Here is a 20,210-nt window from a genome sequence, read left to right on the forward strand (position 1 = left end):
TGCCGGCTCGTTGCGGGACACCCCGCAAGCTCGGAATCCGGGTGGCGATGCGCGATGGAAGGGTGGGCGTGGCTCCAGGCCTGGAGCGCCGCGAACCCGGCCCGTCGCCGCATGGCCGTCTCCTGTGGATTTCACAACAGCCGGGCTGCTATCAGATGAAAACCGGGCGCAATCAGGGCGGCTTTTCTCAACTATGGTTAACGAAGGAAAACATCCGGCATTGCAGGGCCTTCGCGGCGTCCGGTGCCGTAATTCCGTTAAGAACTTGTTAGCATTTTAACGAATGCTCCGGGGCGTTAATTGTAAGACTACCCCGGATGTGTCACTACGATACGTTACAGGATATCGGTTTCCGCAAAGGGTCCGGCATCCCTCCGGGAGGCCCTTCCCATGGCTGTGCGACCATGGGAAAAAGCATCACCGGTCGCGGTATGAAATTGGTGCGGTCATTGTATTGCGTGCATCCAATGCGCAGGAACTGTCCTCACCCCCGATCCGGCATTGTCGGCAGCCATGACAGCTGCGCGATGTCGAGACGGAAAGTTCGGTAACGAGGCGTATCTGCATGGCGACGAACAAGAGCAACGAGTCGATCGACGACAAGGCCTTCCAAGCGCTCGAAGACGCTTTGAGGATCGATTTCGACGAACTGAAGTCCGCTCTCAACGAGACGCAGCCGGAGGCCGGCCGCACGACGCCGAAGCCACAGGCTGCGGCGAGCGCCGCTCCCGCCCCGTCCCGTCCGGCGCCGCTTCCCGGCGCGGCCAAGCCCGCCCAGCCGGCTGCGGCCCAGAAGCCGCAGGCCCAGCCCCGCACGGCCCAGCCGCCGCTCGAGGAGCCGCTGGCCCCGCCGCGCAGCCTCGCGCCGGAACCCGTCCCGGCAGCCCCGGGCGCGAAGTCGCCGACCTTCGCCCCCGCCAACGACGACAGCCGCCGCGCCGCGCCAGCCATGCTGCGCTCGCTCGAAACCCGCTCGGGCCGGGCCGCGATGCGTGCGGCCGCCATTCTCTCGCTCATCTGGATCGTCGCGGGCCTCGGCATCGCCAACCTGCTCTACGGCCCGGAAATCTGGCAGATCCGTTCGCTGGCGGCCCTCGCCGCCCTGCCCGGCGCCATTGTTTCCGCCATCTTCATCATCCTGCCGGTCATGCTCTTCTTCGCCTTCGGCGTGATGATGGCCCGCGCGCAGGAAATGCGGAATGCCGCCCGCTCGATGACCGAGGTGGCACTGCGCCTGGCCGAACCGGAAACGACGGCCTCCGACCGCATCATGACGGTTGGCCAGGCGGTGCGCCGCGAAGTCTCGGCCATGAACGAAGGCATCGAGCGCACGATCGCCCGTGCGACCGAGCTGGAAACCCTCGTCCATTCCGAGGTCAACGCGCTCGAACGCAGCTACAGCGACAACGAACTGCGGGTCCGCACGCTCGTGCAGGAACTCGGCCTCGAGCGTGAGGCCATCGTCGGTCATGCCGAGCGCATCCGCTCCTCCATCACCGGCGTCCACGCCCAGCTGCGCGACGACCTGACGAACGCCAGCGAAGACCTGCAGACCCGGCTCGCGACCTCGGGCGAGGCTGCGGCCTCGCTGATCGAGACCCGCGCCGCCGCACTGATGGAAAAGTCGCAGGCCGCCTCGCAGTCGATCAGCACGCTCCTGAGCACCCGCACCGATGCGCTCGTCAGCGGTCTCAACGCGGCCGGTGCCGACATCACCAGCGAATTCGACACGCGCCTGGAAGCCCTGAACCACACGCTCATCAAGCGCGGCCAGCAGCTTCTCGGACAGTTCGAGACCCGCGCCTCGACGCTCGACACCAACACCGAAAAGCTGAATGCCGCGCTGAACGAGCGCGCCCGTCAGCTGAACGAGACGCTGATCGCCCGCACGCGCGACCTCAACGAAAGCCTCGTCATCGGCCAGCAGGCCATCACCGGCGGGCTCGACGAAATCCTCAACACGCTGAACGGCGCGCTGGACGAAAAGGGCGCAAGCTTCCGCCAGAGCCTGAAGACAGCGGCCGACGACGCCATTATGGATCTGGACCTGCGCTCCGGCTTCTTCGAGGAGAAGCTACAGGGCACGGTCGGCCAGCTGGCCACCAGCTTCGACAGCCGTTTTCACGACTTCGCGACCGCCTTCGACCGTCGGGCGAACCTGCTCGACGCCAAGATGGCCGACAGCCTCTCGCGCATCGACCAGTCCGTGGCCGGCGGCTCCGACACGCTCGGCCGCATGCTGGATGACGGTCTCGAGAAGTTCCAGTCCGCGATCGGCGATCAGTCCCTGTCCATCGCCACGACCCTCGGCGCCTCGCAGGCCATGATCGAGGAAAGCATCGCCGCGCGCACCGGCGAGATGGACAGCGTGATCGGTCAGGCGCACGAGCGGATCGACACCGTTCTCGCCACCCGGTCCGGCGCGCTTCTCGGCGCACTCTCCGCCGCACAGGACCGCATCGAGTCCGATTTCGCAGAACGCGCCGACAGCATCGAGTCCGCGCTCGGCACCACCCAGGCCCGTCTGGCCGAAACGCTCGACGCGCGCACCAGCGCCCTGATCGACGGACTGGGCGCCTCCGAAAGCCGCATCGGCGCGCTTCTCGCCGAACGCACCGGCGTCGTCGCATCCGCTCTGGAAACGACCGAGCGCCGTCTGTCGGACGCCTTCGACAGCCGCAGCGAGCGCCTTCTCGGCGCGCTCGACACCGCCCGCGGCAATATCGAGCTGGCATTCGCCACCCGCAGCGACGATGTCGCCACCGCCATCGGCAGCGCCGAACAGCGTCTGCAGGAAACGCTGGACAGCCGTGCCCGCGGCCTGCTTCAGGGGCTCGACGCCGCGCAGGATCGCATCGAGGGTTCGCTGACCGCGCGCGCCGACGACCTGGCGAACACCATCGCAACGAGCCATCAGCGTCTCGACGACACCCTGTCCGACCGCACGCTGGAACTCTCCGTCATGCTGGCCGCCAGCACCGAAGCGCTCGACAGCGCGCTGGAAGGCAATGCCGAGCGCATCGACGGCATCATGGCGTCCCGCGCCGCGACGATCACCGAAACGCTGTCGGGCAATGCGGCCCGCATCGAAACCCTGATGAGCGACCGCGCCGGCGCGCTGGACGCCACCCTGTCGAATGCCGCCCGGACCATCGAAGGCGCCTTCACCGGCACGGCCGAGCGCATTGACGACATCATCAGCGAACGCACCATGACGCTCTCGGGCGTGCTCGCCAGCTCCACCGCGGCACTCGAAGGCACGGCCGAGCAGATCGACACCCTGCTGACCGAGCGGACGCTCGCGCTCTCGGGCGTCCTCGCCGGCACGACCGCCGGCATGGAAAGCCTGTTCGAAGGCACGACGGAACAGATCGACGCGCTCCTGACCCGCGGCACGGCGACGCTCTCGGACACGCTGTCGGGTGCAACGCGCACGATCGACACCACCTTCTCCGGCACGGCCGAACGCATTGACGAGGTCATGGCGGAGCGCACGACGCGCCTCGCCGGCGTCCTCGCAGGTTCCACCGCCGCCATCGAAGGCACGAGCGAGCAGATCGACCAGATCCTGTCGCGCGGCACGAGCAGCCTCAACGCCACCCTCGCCGAGGCCACGCGCACGCTCGACAACACCTTTGCCGGCAAGGCCGAGCGCATCGACGAAATCCTGACCGAGCGCACCATGACGCTCTCCGGCGTGCTCGCTTCCTCCACCGCCGGCATCGAAAGCGCCGTCGAAGGCACGGCCGAGCAGATCGATCTCGTCCTCACGCGCGGCACCAACACCCTGACCGGCGCGCTCTCGGACGCCACCCGCACGCTCGACAATACCTTCTCGGGCACCGCCGAACGCATCGACGGGATCCTCACGGAACGCACCATGACGCTCTCGGGTGTCCTCGCCTCCTCCACCGCCGGAATCGAAAGCGCCGTCGAAGGCACGGCCGAGCAGATCGATCTCGTCCTCACACGCGGCACCAACACCCTGACCGGTGCACTCTCCGACGCCACCCGCACGCTCGACAGCACCTTCTCGGGCACCGCCGAGCGCATCGACGGGATCCTCACCGAGCGCACGATGACGCTCTCGGGTGTCCTCGCTTCGTCCACTGCCGGAATCGAAAGCGCCGTCGAAGGCACCGCCGAGCAGATCGACCTCGTCCTCACACGTGGCACCAACACCCTGACCGGCGCGCTTTCCGACGCCACCCGCACGCTCGACAATACCTTCTCGGGCACCGCCGAACGCATCGACGGGATCCTCACGGAACGCACCATGACGCTCTCGGGTGTCCTCGCCTCCTCCACCGCCGGCATCGAAAGTACCGTCGAAGGCGCGGCCGGGCAGATCGACCGTGTGCTCTCTACCAGGACCGACACCCTCGCCGGCACGCTCGCCGAAGCCGCGCGGACGCTCGACCGGACCTTTGACGGGACCGCCGAACGAATCGAAGACATCATGGTCGAGCGCACCATGACGCTCTCCGGCGTGCTGGCCTCCTCCACCGCCGGCATCGAGAGCGCCGTCGAAGGCACCGCCGAGCAGATCGACCAGGTGCTCAGCCGCGGCACCACCACCATGACCGGCGCCCTGACGGAGGCGACCCGTGCGCTGGACGGCACCTTCTCGGGCACCGCCGAGCGCATCGACGAGATCCTGGTCGAGCGCACCATGACGCTCTCCGGCGTGCTGGCCTCCTCGACCGCCGGCATCGAAAGCGCGCTCGAAGGCACCGCCGAGCAGATCGACCAGGTCCTCGCGCAGCGCACCTCCACCCTGTCGCAGACGCTCGACCAGGCAACACGCACGCTCGACACGACCCTGTCCGGCTCCACCCGCGCGATCGACGAGGTCCTCGCGGAGCGGACCATGTCCCTCTCCGGCGTCCTCGCCTCCTCCACCGCCGGCATCGAAGGCGTCATCGAGGGCACGGCCGAACAGCTCGATACGCTGCTGGCCCGCGGCACGGCCGGCCTGTCGGCAACGCTGTCCGGCGGCACGACCATGCTCGACGGCACGCTCGCCGGCTCCGCCGAACGCATCGACGCCGTTCTGGCCGCCCGCGCCCGCGACCTCGCCGCCACCACCTCGGCCATCGAAGCCGCCGTGGAAGGCAATGCCGACGATATCAACGCGGTTCTCGTCCGCGGTGCCGCCAACATCAAGAGCACGCTCTCGGAAGCGACCCGCCATCTCGACACCGCGGTCTCGGGCACGGCCGACCGCATGGACGAGATGTTCGCCACCCGCACCTCGGCTCTGTCCGACGTGCTCACCGGTTCGACCGCGGCGATCGAGACCGCCATCGACGGCACCACCGAGCGGCTGGACTTCCTGCTGGCCACCAGCGCGTCCAGCCTCGGCGACATGCTGAACGACACGACCGGCGTTCTCGAGCAGCGCGCCGCCGTCCTGTCCGGCACGCTTTCCGACGCCTCGGATCGGATCGAGCGCGCCCTCGACGGCACGACCATGCGCCTCGGCAGCATGATCGACGATCACGCCCGCGCGCTGGACGAAACGCTGACCGGCCAGACCGCGGCGCTCGACAACCGCCTCGCCGCGCGCACCGACGACCTGTCGCGGATCCTCGTCGGCCGCGCGTCCGACATCGGCGATACGCTTGCCACCCGCGTCGAGGACATCGCCGATCAGCTCTCCTTCCGCGCGACAGCCATCGCCGAAACGATGACCGACCGCATCGGCGAGATCGACCGCGACCTCACGGCCCGCACCGCCGGCATCGCCGACGACATGACCGGCCGCGTCAACGCCATCGCCGGCACCATGACCGGCGCCAGCGGCGAGATCGCCGGCGCCCTCTCCGCCCACGCGGCCGAGCTTGCCGCCGCCATCGACACGCGCGCCGGCGCCATCGAGCAGACCCTGTCGGCGCGGGCCGCCAGCCTCGACCAGACGATGTCCACGACGGAAGACCGCCTGCGCGTCACGCTCGACACGCGCATCGACGCCCTGAACAGCGCCGTCGCCGATGGCTCCACCCAGCTCTCCGACATGCTGAACGAACAGGCGGCCACCATTGCCACCACGATCGCCGCCAGCGCCGGCATGCTGGAAATGACGCTCGAGGAGCGCCAGGAGGCGCTTGCCCGCACGATCGACCAGAGCGCGGAAGCGCTCGACAACCGCCTGCGCGACAGCACCGCCCGCGTGGCCGTTCGCCTCGGCGACACCACAGCAGAGCTGACCCGTGCGACCGACGGCCTGACCGAGCGCATGGACACCTCGATCTCGGGCATCAACACCCGCTTCGACGAGACCGGCGCCCGCATCGAGGCAAGCCTCGGCCAGCTCGAAACCCGCATCCGCGACAGCGTCGGCAATGTCGATACGCTGGTAGACGAGGCCGGCAACCGCATCGCCGGCACCCTGTCGGAACGCGTGTCGGAACTCGACCACGCCAGCCGCACCGCTGCCGAGCGCATCTCCGGAAGCCTTGCCGGCCGCACGGAGGAAATCGCCCGCATCAGCAGCGAGGCCGCCAGCCGCATCGCCGAAACACTCGCCTCGCGCACCGGCGAACTCGACCGGATCAGCAGCGAAGCGGCAACGCGCATCGAAACGACCATCGAGCGCGGCACGGGCCGCATCGAGGAGCGGCTCGGCACCATGGATCGCGCTCTGACCGTCGGTCTCGACAATGTCAGCCGCACGATCGAAGGCAAGGCCGCCCATCTCGTCGGCAGCCTGCGCAGCGCGGTGTCCGACACCACGCAGGACATCGACGCCGAAGCCGTGCGCTCCTCGGACACGCTGGCCAAGGTCGGCGGCGACTTCGCGGAGGCCATGGCCGCGCGCCAGGCCGATTTCCAGAACGCCATCGAGCGGACCGCGGCCACGGCCGCCATGCGCAGCGCCGAGCTCGCCCGCAGCGTCGGCGACGCCGCCGACGCGACGCTCATCCGCGCCTCCGAGACCCAGAGCCGCATCGCCGAGCAGGGCAATGCGTTGCAGCGCAACCTCTCCGAGGTCGAGAAGGCGCTGGAAGCGCGCGGCGAAGCCATCCGCACCTCGCTCGACGAGCGCACCCGCGATCTCAACTCCATGCTTTCGGGCCGCACCAGCGAACTGTCCCGCCTCATCGACGAGCAGGCCCGCCCGGTCGTGGAAACCTACGTCGCCGCCGGCCGCGATGCCGCAGACCGTCTGACCGCCGCCGCCCGCGACGGGGCCGAGCGCCTGCGCGCCGAAAACGATGCGCTCGTCACCGCTCTGTCCGCCCGCACAGGCGAACAGCTCGGCGCCCTGTCGCAGCGCGCCGAGGAGACCGCCCGCGCGATCCAGATGGTCGAGAACCGCCTGCAGTCGACGGCGGAAGCCCTGATCGAGCGCCTCTCCACCAGCAACGCCGCCATCGCCGGCGTCGTTGAGGAGGCCACGAGCACCTTCGGCGCCATGGACGAGCGCCTGAACGCCACCGGCGACCGCTTTTCGGAAACGGCGGAGCGCACCTCCGACATGCTGTCGGCCTCCACCCGCCTGCTCGAAGGCAAGGCCGATCGGCTGGTCGCGATCTCGTCCAACACGCTGTCGCAGGTCGGCAGCCTCGTCGGCCGGTTCGAGGATCACTCGCGCATGCTCGGCCAGGCCTCCGATCTGCTGGCGGCCGCCCAGTCCAATCTTGCCGGCACGCTCGAAGAGCGCCAGGAAGCCCTGCGCACCCTCTCCGTCGGCCTCGTCAGCCGCTCGGAAGACATCGAGCGCACCATGCGGGCGCTGGAAGGCTTCGTGGAAGGCTCGTTCCAGCGCGCCGAGGATCGCTCCAACCTGATCGCCGGCAATCTGCGCAGCGGCATCCAGGCCTCGTTCAGCGATGTCGGCCGTATCCTCACCGATGCCGAAGACCGCACGCAGACGGCGGCGAACGCTATGCGCGAAGCGCTGGCCCGCGCCGGCCAGGACGCCGAACAGTCCGTCGATCAGCTGCTGGCCCGCACGGAAGAGCGCTCCGGCCAGGTCGCAGGCACCCTGCGCGACGGTGTCCAGCGTGCCGTCGCCGATGTCGATCGCACGCTCGGCGAAGCGGAAAGCCGCACCCGCACCGCCGGCGAGGCCATGCGCGACGCCATCGCCGCGGCCACCGATTCGGCCGGCGCCTCCGTCGATCGCACCTTCGCCCGTGCCGAGGAGCGTGCCGGCGAAGTCGCCGCCCGCCTGCGCGGTAGTGTCGGCTCCTCCCTGTCCGACATCGACGGCCTGCTCGACGAAACCGGCAAGCGTTCCGACGCGGTGTCCGACAAGATGCGCGAGCAGATCCGTCAGTCGGTCGACGAGGCCATCGCCCGCTTTGCCGGCGCCACCGACGAAATCCGCCGCTCGGGCGAAGAGATCCGTCGCGAACTCGACATGACCCGTGCCGAGCTGAAGCGCGGTGCCTTCGACCTGCCGGAGGAAGCCAAGGAAAACGCGGCCGTCATGCGCCGCGCCGTGTCCGAGCAGATCAAGGCCCTGCAGGAACTGTCCGACATCGTCGGCCGCTCCTCCAGCCAGCTCGAGATCGGGGAGCCGACGCCGCATCGCGGCCGCATGGCATCGCAGGCTGCCCAGCCGGCCTATGCCCCGGTCCAACCCTCCTCCGCACCGGCCCCGGCAGCCGTCGCGGCTGCGCCGTCCGGCCATGCTTACCAGCAGCCCTACACGACGGCTCCCACCACACTGCTCGGCGCCCGCGCCGCGGACGCCGCACCGGCCCGGTCGGTCGCGACCACCGAGGCATCGCCCCTGCCGCAGCGCCATCCAGCACCTGTCGCCGCAGCGCCGGCACAAGCCCGTCCCGCGCCGGCACCGTCTGCTCCGGTCCAGGCCGCGCCGGTTCCGTCTGCTCCGGTCCAGGCTGCTCCGGTCCCGCCGGCCGCGATCCAGCCGGCTCCGGCACAGGCCGCGCCGGTTCAGGCAACGCGTCCTCAGCCTGCCCAGCCCCAGCCGACACAGCCGCAGCCGACTGCACAGGTCACCGCACGGCCCGCGCAGGAAGCTGCGGCCCCGCAACGCCCCGCAGCCGCGGCCGAGACCCCGCTGCGCGGCAGCGTCGGCATTGCCGATCGCTCGCCGCTCCGCCCGGCCGCAGCTGCCGAGGACGACATGCGCGAAGGCGGTTCGGGCTGGATGCGCGATCTTCTGCGCGGAGCCTCCCGCGAGGAGGAGCCGCAGCAGATCGCGCCCGCGCGCCTGCGGCCGGAGACGGCCCCGGCTCCCGCAGCACAGGCGGCCACGACGCCGGCCCCGCGCAGCACCGACAGCCGCAATCCGCGCCATGTCATGGAATCGCTGAACTCCCTCTCGGTCGATATCGCCCGGGCGATCGATCACGACGCGTCGGTCGATCTCTGGCGCCGCTACCAGCGTGGCGAGCGTGACGTGTTCACGCGCCGCCTCTACACGCTGAAGGGTCAGCAGACCTTCGACGAGATCCAGCGGAAATACGACCGCGAGGCGGAATTCCGTACCGCCGTCGATCGCTACATCGCCGATTTCGAAAAGCTGCTGGCCGATGTCGCCCGCAACGATCGCGACCGGGTCATCACCCAGACCTACCTGACCTCGGATACCGGCAAGGTCTACACCATGCTCGCTCACGCCGCCGGTCGCTTCAGCTAGGTTCGAGCAACCCGCAGGCCGATATCGCGCTCATCTGAAACCCGCCGCACGCGTCAAGCCGTTCGGCGGGTTTCGACGTTTTCGGGCAAGGACTCCACCAGAACCGATGACAAGGGTGATGCATGGAACGATCGCGGCGGGAGAAACGTTGACATGGCAGCGCATCGAACCCGAACGTCGAGAAAGTCACCCGCATGAACAGACTGGCCATTGCCGCCGTTTCCGCCGCCCTTCTGGGCCTGACGGCATGCACCTCCGTCGGCGGGCCGGCGCAGCCGATCGAGCCGATCCCCGGCAGCATCATCTATGGCGGCCAGCCCCGCACGAAACTGATGAAGTCGCCGATCGGCAGCACCTTCAACCATCGTTTTCGCGACAATCGCGGCGGCGAGTGGCAGGAGGTCTACCGGATCGCTCCGGACCGAAGCCTCGAACTTATCGCCCGCCGTCAGATTGAACTGGATGTCGAGAACAACCGGTAAGGTGACACGCGACGGCCTCAGACAGGCGGAGGGCTCGTCCGCCCCTTAGAAAACATCGAAGGAGAAGACCATGACGAATCTCGATCTGCCGGAAGGCCATCGCGAGCATGAGGCGACCGCAACGAAGGCCCTGAATGCGGTCAAGGCGGAAGCCGCCGCCGTCCGCGACACGGCGACCGAACACCCGTCCTCGACCGTCCTTCTCCTCGGCCTCGTCGGTCTCGCCGGCTTCCTCATCGGCCACGGCGTCGGCTATCGCAAGGCCGAGGCGGAACACGTCCCGTCCTTCCGCCGCTTCTGGTCGTAAGGCGAACGAACGGCCCGAGCCGTTCTCACAAGGCCGGACATGCAGCCACAAAAAATCCCGCAGAAGCTGCGGGATTTTTCATGTCGGCAGTGTCGATGCTTAAACAGCAGCGGGCGGCCGGGTCAGTGCTCCTTGCTGGCGTAGACCGACTTCTTCGTCAGGTAGATCAGTCCGGTGAAGATCAGCAGGAAGATCAGCACCATGAAGCCGGTCCGCTTGCGCTCCTCCAGATGCGGCTCCGCGGCCCACATCAGGAAGGCGGCGACGTCGCGGGAATACTGCTCCACCGTCTGCGGCGAACCGTCGTCATAGGTCACCTGGCCGTCACTCAGCGGTTTGGCCATGGCCAGAGCCGCTGCGTTGGCAAAGTAGGGATTGTAATGCGTGCCCTGTGCGATCTCCACACCGGCCGGCGGCTCTTCATAGCCGTTCAGCAGCGCATGGATATAGTCCGGCCCGCCTTCCTGATACTGCGTGAACATATCGAAGATGAAGGTCGGGAAACCGCGCTCGATGCCACGGGCCTTCGCGATCAGCGAGAAGTCCGGCGGCGCTGCGCCGTTATTGGCCGCAGCCGCGGCTTCCGCATTGGGGAACGGCGAGACGAAATGGTCGGACGGCAGCGCCTTGCGGGTGAACATTTCACCCTCGGCATTCGGCCCGTCCTGCACTTCGTAATTCGCGGCGAAGGTCTTCACCTGCGCTTCCGAGTAACCGAGGTTTTCCAGGGTGCGGAAGGGAACCAGGTTCATCGAATGACAGGCGGAACAGACTTCCGCATAGACCTTCAGGCCGCGCTGCAGTTGGGCCTTGTCGTAATGGCCGAACGGGCCTGCGAACGACCAGTCTTCCTGATGCGGCTTCTTGATCGGAAAATGCGGCGTGCCCCCGCCATGCTCTTCGGTGGCCGTGGTGCCCTCGTGCGGCGCGTTCTCCTGCGCCAGCACGGGGCCGGCCAGAAGAGAGGTGGCAAGGAAGAGGCCGGTGATCAGCTTTTTCATCGTCTTGGAGTCCTTGGTCTCTTCTCTCGGCATCACGCCGCCACCGGGGTCTTGCGGGCCTTCTGCTCCAGCACCGCTTCGGTGATGGAGTTCGGAATGCGGCGCGGCGTCTCGAACAGGCCGAGAAGCGGCATGATCACCAGGAAGAAGCCGAAATAGTAGAGCGTGCCGATCTGCGACATCACCACATAGGCGCCTTCCGCCGGACGCGAGCCGAGCCAGCCGAGCAGGATCGCGTTGACGACGAAGATCCAGAAGAACAGCTTGTACCAGGGACGGTAGACCGCCGAGCGGACCTTCGACGTGTCGAGCCAGGGCAGGAAGAACAGGACGATGATTGCCCCGAACATCACGAGCACGCCGCCGAGCTTCGAGTCGATCGGGCCGACATTGAAGGTGATGGCGCGCAGCATCGCGTAGAACGGCAGATAGTACCATTCGGGCACGATATGGGCCGGCGTCTTGAGCGCGTTGGCCGGAATATAGTTGTCCGGATGGCCGAGGAAGTTCGGCATGTAGAACACGAACCAGGCGTAGACGATGAGAAAGATGGAGACGCCGAGCGCATCCTTCAGCGTCGCATAGGGGGTGAACGGCACCGTGTCGGTCTTGGTCTTCACCTCGACGCCGGTCGGGTTCGTCTGGCCGGTCACATGCAGTGCCCAGATGTGCAAAACGACGACGCCGGCGATCATGAAGGGCAGCAGGTAATGCAGCGAGAAGAAGCGGTTGAGCGTCGGCTGGTCCACGGCGAAGCCGCCGAGCAGGAACTGCTGGATCCATTCGCCCACCAGCGGGAAGGCGGAGAAGAAGCCGGTGATGACCGTCGCGCCCCAGAAGGACATCTGCCCCCAGGGAAGCACGTAGCCCATGAAGCCCGTCGCCATCATCAGGAGGTAGATGACAACGCCGAGAATCCAGAGAATTTCGCGCGGCGCCTTGTAGGAGCCGTAATAAAGCCCGCGGCCGATGTGCAGATAGACGGCGATGAAGAAGAACGAGGCGCCGTTGGCGTGCATGTAGCGCAGCAGCCAGCCATGGTTCACATCGCGCATGATCTTTTCGACCGAGTTGAACGCGACGGTCGTTTCGGCTGCGTAATGCATCGCCAGCACGATACCGGTGACGATCTGGATGATCAGCATCACCGCCAGCATGGCGCCGAAGGTATAGGCATAGTTCAGGTTGCGCGGAACCGGGTAGGAGATGAAGCTGTCATGGACGAGACGCGGCAGCGGCAGCCGCGAGTCCACCCATTTTTCCAGTCCGGTCGTCGGCGTATAGGTTGAATGTTCCCCACTCATATCGGCAATCCCCCTCAACCGATCTTGATGACTGTATCGGACGTGAACGCAAAACTGGGCACGGCGAGGTTCATCGGCGCCGGACCCTTTCGAATGCGGCCCGCCGTATCGTAGTGCGAGCCATGGCAGGGACAGAACCATCCGCCGAAATCGCCGGCCTGGCCAAGCGGAACGCAGCCGAGATGGGTGCAGGAGCCGATCATCACGATCCAGTTTTCCTTGCCCTCGCCCGCCGAGCGGTCGATATCGGTCGCCTGCGCGTCGGCGGCGATATTGGCGTTGCGGGCGACCGGGTCCTTCAGGTCGGAAAGCTGGACGGCTTTCGCCTCTTCCACTTCCTTCTCGGTCCGGTTGCGGATGAAGACCGGCTTGCCCCGCCATTTCGCCGTCAGCGACATGCCCGGCTGCAGGCTGGAGACGTCGACCTCGATGGAGGCGAGCGCCAGCGTCGAGGCATCCGGCCGCATCTGGTCGATGAACGGCCAGGCAACCGCTGCAACCCCGACCGCACCGGCCATGCCGGTCGCCAGATACAGGAAGTCGCGCCGTGTCGGCTCGCTCGGTGTGTCGCTTGTTGTCTGGTGTTCGCTCACGGCCTCATCATCCTCTCAACCCGGCAGCTCGAAAGCCGCCCACGCGTCCCCGACGCCGGTTCTCTCCTTACGCACTTGAGCGAAAGAACGGCGCCAAATCAATAAGGCGAGACCGGCTCGCCGCAATTTTATCCCGCTTCCCCCCGGGCCTCCCCGCCCGGTCCATGGGCAGCGCGACGCTGCTCCGGATTCTCGAGCCATTCCCGGGTTCTATGCTTGATAAACGGGCATGTCCAGCCTTGCAAATGCCGCAGGGCAGCCTTGCATCGGTCAGACCGTGACGCTTTGTCGCGGGTGTTGCCGGGATGCCGACCCTACAACGCCCGACCCTTGCAAGCGCGCGCGAAAGGAACCGAAAAACCGCGCCAACGACCAAACATGCCATCTCTCTAATGCTGCATTGCAGCATGCCCGTCTTCATGCTACCGGCCATGCACCGGATCGGCAGAGAAAGCCCCTGCATGCGCAAGACCCTTGCCCTCGTTCTCAATACGCTTGCAGCCCTCGGCCTTGTCCTCTGCGCCCTCCGCTATCTCGGCACGCTGTGGCCGCTGCTGCTGCTCAACAGCATGCAGGCGCACGCCGCTTTCGCGATCGCCGGGGCCATGCTCGCGTCTTTCGCCGTCACCCGCAGCCGGACGAGCCTGCTGTTTCTCGTCCTGTCGCTCGCGCTGGCCGGCCACGCCGTCCTGATGAAGCGCGAGTTCGCCATCGAAGCGACGGACGCGGACCGCGCCGCAGGGGCGAGTCTGCGGATCCTTTCCTTCAACATGCTGGCGGAGAATCTCGAGGGCGCGACGGATGTCGCCGACATGCTGATGGCGTCGGATGCGGATGTCGCGGTCGTTCTGGAAGCCGCGCCCCTGTTCATGCAGCTGCAACGGCTTCAAGCCGCCTATCCCTACCGGCTCGGCTGCGGCGAACGAACCCCCACCTGCGATCTCGTGATGTTCTCGAAGCACCCGATGAGCGACGTCTCCGTCGGCGATCTCAGCGATCTGCGCAAGGACCGGGTGATGTCGGCGCGCATCGCGGCACCCGGCGGCAGCTTCCGCATGGTGGCCGCCCATCTGTCGAAGCCCTTCTTCGACAACTACCACATGAAGGAGCTCGATCGCCTCGCCGCCTTCATGCGCAACACGCGGGAACCGCTGGTGCTCTCCGGCGACTTCAACTCCGGCACCATCGCGCCGGACATGCAGAGGATTCTGCGTCACCTGCGTCTGCGCACCGTGCCGCGCGAACCGGCGACATGGCCCGTGTCGCTGGCCGAGACCGGTCTCGGCGTTGCCATCGACCACATCTACAGCCGCCCGCCGCTCGTGCCGCTATCGATGACGCGTGTCGACCGCGATTACGGCTCGAACCATTACGGCCTCGTCGCCGACTTCGCCGTCCGCAAACCCTGATCGCAGCGGCATCACGGCGCCACCTCATCCCGCGCCAGAAACCCGCCGGACTGGCGCGACCAGAGCTCGGCATAAAGGCCCTTCTCCGCGACCAGCTGCGCATGCGTGCCGTCCTGGACGATCGCGCCGGCATCCATCACGATAAGGCGGTCGAGCGCGGCGATGGTCGAGAGGCGGTGGGCGATGGCCAGCACAGTCTTGCCCGTCATCAGCGTGTCCAGATTGTCCTGAATGGCGGCCTCGACCTCCGAATCGAGGGCCGACGTCGCTTCGTCCAGCACGAGGATCGGGGCGTCCTTCAGCATGACGCGCGCGATGGCGATCCGCTGGCGCTGCCCGCCGGAAAGCTTGATGCCCCGCTCGCCCACATGCGCATCGAAGCCGGTGCGCCCGCGCTGGTCTTCCAGCCGCTCGATGAAGGCCAGCGCCTCCGCTTGTTCGGCTGCCAGCCGCAGCGCCCGGTCGTCGGCGTCCGGCCGTCCGAAGAGGATGTTGTCGCGAATGGAGCGGTGCAGCAGCGACGTATCCTGGCTGACCATGCCGATCTGCGCCCGCAGCGATTCCTGCCGCACGCCGGCGATGTCCTGCCCGTCGATGGTGATGCGCCCGCCTTCCAGATCGTAGAAGCGCAGCAGCAGGTTGACGAGCGTCGATTTCCCCGCCCCCGACCGCCCGACGATGCCCACCTTCTCGCCCGGCCGGATCGTCAGCGAAAGATCGTCGATGACACCCTTCCCGCGGCCGTAATGAAAGCGGATCCCCTCGAACGCGATGCCCGGCTGGCGCACCACCAGATCGGGCGCCTGCGGCTTGTCCACGAGGTCGATCGGCTGGGCGATCATGTCGGCCGCGTTCTGGATCGTGCCGATATTGCGCATGATGCCGTTGAACTGCACCATCATGCGCGAGAGCAGGAAGTTCAGCCGCAGAACGAGCGCCAGCGTGAAGGCCACGGCGCCGGAGCTGATCGCCCCGGCCAACCACAGATGCATGGCAAGGGCCGCCATCGTCACGATCATGATGCCGGACAGCAGCGCCATCGAGGCGCGCACACCGGTGATGAACCGGGTAAACCGCAGCGTCGTCGCCTGGAAGGTATCGAAGCCGTCGCGCATGTAACGGTCGTTTTCCTCGTCGCGACCGAACAGCTTCAGCGTCTGGATGTTCGAATAGGCATCGACCATGCGGCCCGACAGCATGGAGGAAGCCTCCGCCGTTTCCTTGGAATGCGCCCGGATGCGCGGCACGAAATAGCGCGCGAGGGCCGAAAAGACGACCAGCCACACGAGCACCACGGCCGCCATCGTCAGATCCAGCTGCCCGACCAGCACCAGCGTGGAGACGGAATAGATGCCGACGAACCAGACGCTCTCCATCAGCGAGGTCACGACGTCGCCGGCCGCCTGCCCGCCTGACCAGACCTTGGTGACGATCCGCCCGGAAAAATCGTTCTGGAAGAAGGAGACCGACTGCCGCGCGACATGCAGGTAGGACTGCCAGCGCACCAGATTGTAGAAGCCGGGCGTGATGATCTGCTGGTCGACCAGCGCCATGACGAGCGTCACGACGAACCGGACGATGCCGATGAGAAGCAGCATCCCCACCAGCTCCCGCCCATGGGTCGCCAGCAGCCCCTCCCATCCGGCAGCCCGATCCACCGTCGCCAGAATGTCCACGAGCCGCCCGACGAACCAGAACAGCGCCGCCTCGATCGCCGCACTCAGGCCGCCGAGCACCAGCATAGCGACGAACGGCGCCTTGGCTTGGCGTATATAGAACCAGACGAACCCCACCAACCCCCGCGGCGGCTGCAGGGCCTCCCGGTAGGCGAAGGGCTGGATCCAGGTTTCGAAGAAGCGGAAGACGGGGCGCAGGAACATGGGCTGGAATATACGCGCCAGGCGGGTCACGACAATGCGCCGGGGCCACGGGCGCGCGTTAAATTCCGTCCATCATGTCATGGATGCGCTCCCTGATCCGGCCAGCCCCTCATCTGCCTGCCGGCATCTTCTCCCCGCATGTGGGGAGAAGAGACCACAAGCGAGCCACGGCATGTCGCGAGCAGGCCACAACGGGAACCAGAAACCATAACCGCGTTCCCTCTCCCCGCGCGCGGTGAGAGGGCTGGGGTGAGGGGCAGCCCCACCCACCGAGCCCCATAAGAAGAACGACCCGAGGCGGCTACTCCGCCGCCTCGTCCGTCTCTTCCCCATCCTCCTGCAGGAACCCGCCCGACTGCCGCGACCAGAGGTCCGCGTACAGCCCCTTTTCCGACACCAGCTCGGTATGGGTGCCAGTCTGGATGATTGCGCCCTGTTCGAGGATGACGAGCCGGTCCATCTCCGTCAGCGTCGAAAGCCGGTGGGCGATGGCGATGACGGTCTTGCCGGACATCAGGGCGAAGAGGTTTTCCTGAATGGCCTGCTCCACCTCCGAATCCAGCGCCGAGGTCGCCTCGTCAAGGATCAGGATCGGCGCGTCCTTGAGGAAGACGCGCGCGATCGCGATCCGCTGCCGCTGGCCGCCGGACAGCTTGACGCCGCGTTCGCCGACCTGGGCGTCGAGACCCTTGCGACCCTGATTGTCCTCGAGGATCGCGATGAAGTCCCAGGCATTCGCGCGCTTGGCCGCCGCGATGATCTCCGCGTCGCTCGCCTCCGGCCGGCCATAGGCGATATTGTCGCGGATGGAGCGGTGCAGCAGCGAGGTATCCTGCGTCACCACGCCGATCTGCCGGCGCAGACTGTCCTGCGTCACCGTGGCGATGTCCTGCCCGTCGATCAGGATCCGCCCCGATTTCAGGTCGTAGAACCGCAGGAGCACGTTCATCAGCGTCGTCTTGCCCGCACCCGACCGCCCGACCAGACCGACCTTCTCGCCCGGCGCGATCGACAGCGACAGCCGATCGATGACCTGCTTGTGCTTGCCGTAGTCGAAGCCGATGGCGTCGAAGACGATCCCGCCGCGCGACGCATCCAGCACCTTGGCATCGGGGATATCGACGATGTCGTGCGCCTTCGTCATCATCGACATGCCGTCATAGACCGTGCCGATATTCTCGAACAGCGCCGAAACCTCCCACATCACCCACTGCGACATGCCGTTGATGCGCATGGCGAGCGAGACGGCGATCGCGATCGAGCCGATCGAGACGTCGCTGGTCATCCACAGGTGAATGCCGAGCGACGCGATGGCAAACAGCGCGATGCAGTTGTTGGTGTAGACCAGCACATGGAACAGCGTGACCTTGCGCATCTGCTTGTGCACCGTGCCGAGGAAGGCATCCATGCTGTCCTTGGCATAGACCTCCTCCCGGCCGGCATGCGAGAACAGCTTGACGGTCGCGATATTGGTGTAGCTGTCGACGATCCGCCCCGTCATCATCGAGCGCGTATCCGCCTGCTCCTTGGAGATCTTGCGCAGGCGCGGCACGAAATAGGCGACGATGCCGATATAGCAGGCCATCCAGACGACGAGCGGCGCCAGCAGCCGCCAGTCGGCCGCGGCCACGACGACGAGCATCGAGACGAAATAGCTGACAACATAGACGAAGACGTCGAGGATCTTCATCACCGTCTCGCGGACCGCGAGCGAGGTCTGCATGACCTTGGTCGCGACGCGCCCGGCAAACTCATTGGCAAAGAACGTCATGCTCTGGCGCAGCAGATAGCGATGCATCTGCCAGCGGGCGATCATCGGGTAATTGCCGAGCAGGATCTGGTGCATGACCATGGAGTTCAGCGCGACGATGCCCGGCAGACCGACGAGGATGATGGCCCCCATGACCATGAGCCGCGTCCCCTCCGTCTGGAGGAACGTCGCGCGGTCGGCATCCGACAGCCAGTCGACCAGGCTGCCGAGAAACTGGAACAGCGCGACTTCGCCGATGGCGATCAGCATCGAGCAGAACGCCATGATGAACAGCCACGGGGCCGCCGGCCGGGAGTAGTGCCAGCAGAAGGCGAACAGGCCCGTCGGAGGCGCTGTCGGCTCCTCCTGCGGATAGGCTTCGAGGCGGGATTCAAACCAGCCGAACATGATAGGCTCCCAGTCAAGGAGATTCCGGAGCGACCCTTGACGACGGGAAAGCGGTCATGCCGAGGGATCGCGGCGAGAAAGAGGGTGATGGGAAGGCGGACACGTCCGCATTCGGGATGACGGAGCCGCAAGGGGCGTCAGGCGGCCTTCACGGCGATCGGCGTCGAAAGAGCACGATCGGACCCTGGCGAGCGGCGCTGGTCTATCCTGAAAGGGAGAAGAAGCGGCGCGAACCGGTCAGCGGCGATAGGCGGTCCGAACGGGTCGGAGCCAGGTCGCCCGGAGGTTGACGGTCACTGAGATATCCATGCAGTCCTCCGTAGGGTTCGTGTGGCGCTGGCACCCTCTTAACCAATTTTTCACGTGCGCACTAGATCGCGCAAGGCGTTTTTTCGCCCTGTCGGACGACACCGGCGCGCGCTGTTGCCAATTCGGCACGGATCGCCTAACCGACAGTCATGCTGCGCATCGCCCTTTACCAGCCCGATATCGCCGGAAACACCGGCACCATCCTGCGCCTCGCCGCCTGCCTCGGCCTTGGCGTCGATATCATCGAGCCCGCCGGCTTCGACCTGTCGGACAGGAACCTCAAGCGCGCCGGCCTCGACTATATCGCCTCCGTCACGCTCACGCGGCACGTCAACTGGCTTTCCTTCGAGGAGATTCGCCTGCGGGAGGGCCGGCGGCTGGTGTTGGCCAGCACCAAGGCGGCCCTGCCCTATACACGGTTCGCCTTCGCCGCCGGGGATACGCTGCTCTTCGGCCGTGAAAGCGCCGGCGTGCCGGACACGGTTCATGCGGCAGCGGATGCGCGCATCATCATTCCCATGGTCGAGGGCCAGCGCTCGCTCAACCTTGCCATGTCGGTGGCAATGATTGCGGGCGAAGCCATGCGCCAGACCTCTTCCGACCTCCAGCCGGGTTAATCCGCTGTCGGCAGGCGGCGCATGGTGAACTCGATCTTGTCGCCCTCGAGCTGCCGCCAGCTCTCGACCTCGGTCCAGTAGGCGGCCTTCGGAAAATGCTCGAACCATTCCTGCGCCTTCTGCCGCGCGGCGGGGCGGTCGAGCAGGAAGGTCTCGCGGACGAACAGGCCGCCACCGCTCTCGGCATGCTGCACGCGATGCCGCGCGATCTGGCGCTTCAAGCCATCGAGCGATGGAGGTGCCGGAGGTCTTGCCATGCCACGCCCTTTCGTCATCCGGAGAGATGGTATGGCAGACAAGATAGGCACCGGGCCGCGTTTTTGCGAGTCGAATCACGCGCGTCCGGGGCGAACGATCATCCTTCGGCGACGGTCGCAGACACTGCGGCAAATCCGCTAAAACAGGAGGATAGGCCGACCCCGGAATTCCGCTCGTCATCCAAATGGTCTAGAGTTTGCCCGGGATACGAAGAATCCGGTGATCCCGAAGAGACACTCTAGAAATGCGCGAACGCGACGCATCGAGGACGGC

11 protein-coding genes are annotated in these 20,210 nt (G+C 66.6%); 5 read left to right on the plus strand and 6 right to left on the minus strand.

The genetic code is table 11. The features are described from left to right. Positions 1 to 565 precede the first annotated feature (565 nt). The 3 genes from LRX75_RS12515 to LRX75_RS12525 all read left to right on the plus strand — a co-directional run bounded on the left by LRX75_RS12515 (position 566) and on the right by LRX75_RS12525 (position 10,408). A complete protein-coding gene (locus LRX75_RS12515) occupies positions 566 to 9,619 on the plus strand; it encodes an apolipoprotein A-IV repeat region-like domain-containing protein (protein ID WP_231814792.1) in 9,054 nt (3,017 codons plus the stop codon). 194 nt (positions 9,620 to 9,813) lie between these two features. Beyond that, complete coding sequence (locus LRX75_RS12520) at positions 9,814 to 10,101, plus strand: hypothetical protein (RefSeq protein WP_231814794.1); 288 nt, start codon at positions 9,814 to 9,816, stop codon at positions 10,099 to 10,101. 70 nt (positions 10,102 to 10,171) lie between these two features. Then, the gene (locus tag LRX75_RS12525) at positions 10,172 to 10,408 is read left to right on the plus strand and encodes a hypothetical protein (protein ID WP_113148591.1); all 237 of its coding nucleotides are present in this window, start codon (positions 10,172 to 10,174) and stop codon (positions 10,406 to 10,408) included. Between the two features lie 122 nt (positions 10,409 to 10,530). On the opposite strand, the gene LRX75_RS12530 is transcribed toward LRX75_RS12525, so the two are convergent. Genes LRX75_RS12530 through petA form a run of 3 tightly spaced genes read right to left on the minus strand, consistent with a single transcriptional unit; the run spans position 10,531 to position 13,306 of the window. Continuing rightward, positions 10,531 to 11,409, minus strand: a complete 879-nt coding sequence (locus tag LRX75_RS12530) for a cytochrome c1 (RefSeq protein WP_231814796.1) — start codon at positions 11,407 to 11,409, stop codon at positions 10,531 to 10,533. Between the two features lie 32 nt (positions 11,410 to 11,441). Next, positions 11,442 to 12,713 carry a cytochrome b gene (locus LRX75_RS12535; RefSeq protein ID WP_113148590.1) on the minus strand — a complete coding sequence of 424 codons (1,272 nt, stop codon included), beginning with the start codon at positions 12,711 to 12,713 and terminating at the stop codon, positions 11,442 to 11,444. A gap of 14 nt (positions 12,714 to 12,727) precedes the next feature. After that, entirely contained in the window at positions 12,728 to 13,306 is a 579-nt protein-coding gene (gene petA / locus LRX75_RS12540) for a ubiquinol-cytochrome c reductase iron-sulfur subunit (RefSeq protein ID WP_231814798.1), read from the minus strand. A 461-nt stretch (positions 13,307 to 13,767) separates the two neighbouring features. Between petA and LRX75_RS12545 the strand changes: the two genes are divergently transcribed. Continuing rightward, a complete protein-coding gene (locus LRX75_RS12545; RefSeq protein WP_231814799.1) occupies positions 13,768 to 14,715 on the plus strand; it encodes an endonuclease/exonuclease/phosphatase family protein in 948 nt (315 codons plus the stop codon). 11 nt (positions 14,716 to 14,726) lie between these two features. On the opposite strand, the gene LRX75_RS12550 is transcribed toward LRX75_RS12545, so the two are convergent. Both LRX75_RS12550 and LRX75_RS12555 read right to left on the minus strand, forming a co-directional pair. Next, positions 14,727 to 16,595 (minus strand): ABC transporter ATP-binding protein, encoded by a 1,869-nt coding sequence (locus tag LRX75_RS12550; protein ID WP_231815025.1) that lies wholly within the window; start codon positions 16,593 to 16,595, stop codon positions 14,727 to 14,729. 301 nt (positions 16,596 to 16,896) lie between these two features. After that, positions 16,897 to 18,753, minus strand: coding sequence for an ABC transporter ATP-binding protein (locus LRX75_RS12555; RefSeq protein WP_231814801.1), 1,857 nt, complete (start codon positions 18,751 to 18,753; stop codon positions 16,897 to 16,899). A 458-nt stretch (positions 18,754 to 19,211) separates the two neighbouring features. Between LRX75_RS12555 and LRX75_RS12560 the strand changes: the two genes are divergently transcribed. Further along, on the plus strand, positions 19,212 to 19,679 hold the full coding sequence (locus tag LRX75_RS12560; RefSeq protein WP_231814803.1) for a tRNA (cytidine(34)-2'-O)-methyltransferase: 468 nt from the start codon (positions 19,212 to 19,214) through the stop codon (positions 19,677 to 19,679). On the opposite strand, the gene LRX75_RS12565 is transcribed toward LRX75_RS12560, so the two are convergent. After that, positions 19,676 to 19,936 (minus strand): hypothetical protein, encoded by a 261-nt coding sequence (locus LRX75_RS12565; protein WP_231814805.1) that lies wholly within the window; start codon positions 19,934 to 19,936, stop codon positions 19,676 to 19,678. The two genes, LRX75_RS12560 and LRX75_RS12565, sit on opposite strands and share 4 nt — an antisense overlap. Positions 19,937 to 20,210 lie beyond the last annotated feature (274 nt).

The organism is Rhizobium quercicola (genome assembly GCF_021168455.1).
Taxonomy (GTDB): Bacteria; Pseudomonadota; Alphaproteobacteria; order Rhizobiales; family Rhizobiaceae; genus Ferranicluibacter; species Ferranicluibacter quercicola.

Bases quoted from the DNA above. Each gene is read 5' to 3' on its own strand.
- LRX75_RS12555 (WP_231814801.1), bottom strand. From the start codon at position 18,753: ATGTTCGGCTGGTTTGAATCCCGCCTCGAAGCCTATCCGCAGGAGGAG.
- LRX75_RS12550 (WP_231815025.1), bottom strand. From the start codon at position 16,595: ATGTTCCTGCGCCCCGTCTTCCGCTTCTTCGAAACCTGGATCCAGCCC.
- LRX75_RS12525 (WP_113148591.1), top strand. From the start codon at position 10,172: ATGACGAATCTCGATCTGCCGGAAGGCCATCGCGAGCATGAGGCGACC.
- LRX75_RS12565 (WP_231814805.1), bottom strand. From the start codon at position 19,936: ATGGCAAGACCTCCGGCACCTCCATCGCTCGATGGCTTGAAGCGCCAG.
- LRX75_RS12545 (WP_231814799.1), top strand. From the start codon at position 13,768: ATGCGCAAGACCCTTGCCCTCGTTCTCAATACGCTTGCAGCCCTCGGC.
- LRX75_RS12515 (WP_231814792.1), top strand. From the start codon at position 566: ATGGCGACGAACAAGAGCAACGAGTCGATCGACGACAAGGCCTTCCAA.
- LRX75_RS12520 (WP_231814794.1), top strand. From the start codon at position 9,814: ATGAACAGACTGGCCATTGCCGCCGTTTCCGCCGCCCTTCTGGGCCTG.
- LRX75_RS12535 (WP_113148590.1), bottom strand. From the start codon at position 12,713: ATGAGTGGGGAACATTCAACCTATACGCCGACGACCGGACTGGAAAAA.
- LRX75_RS12560 (WP_231814803.1), top strand. From the start codon at position 19,212: ATGCTGCGCATCGCCCTTTACCAGCCCGATATCGCCGGAAACACCGGC.
- LRX75_RS12530 (WP_231814796.1), bottom strand. From the start codon at position 11,409: ATGAAAAAGCTGATCACCGGCCTCTTCCTTGCCACCTCTCTTCTGGCC.